Here is a 380-nt window from a genome sequence, read left to right as displayed (position 1 = left end):
ACGATAACCAGTTCCAGCTGTTCAAACGCCTTGCGCACCGCGGAAAGCTCGGCATCGGTCTGCAGCGGATCCTCGCCCATAATGTACGCCGCGCGAACTTCGCCGTGTTCGGCGCGGTGCGGCAGCTCGCTGATGCGGTAGCCGGTATGCTCCGGCAGGCTGTCGACGCCCCACGCTCTGGCAAACTTCTCGCGGTTTTCCGGGAACTTAACGTACTGGTAGCCCGGATAGGTATCCGGCAGCGCGCCCATATCGCAGGCGCCCTGAACGTTGTTCTGTCCGCGTACCGGGTTGACGCCGACGCTCGGCTTGCCGAGGTTGCCGGTGAGGATCGCGAGGCTGGTCAGCGACCGCACGGTCTCCACGCCCTGGTAGAACTG

At 64.2% G+C, this 380-nt stretch carries 1 protein-coding gene; it reads right to left on the bottom strand.

The genetic code is table 11. The annotated features are described in order from the left end of the window. Positions 1 to 380 (bottom strand): molybdopterin-dependent oxidoreductase (locus tag PGS10_RS24985; RefSeq protein ID WP_316423648.1); only part of this gene is annotated, 380 nt, incomplete at both ends.

The organism is Klebsiella sp. 141153 (assembly GCF_032601995.1).
GTDB lineage: Bacteria > Pseudomonadota > Gammaproteobacteria > Enterobacterales > Enterobacteriaceae > Klebsiella > Klebsiella aerogenes.
This window is presented reverse-complemented; position numbering and strand designations above follow the sequence as displayed.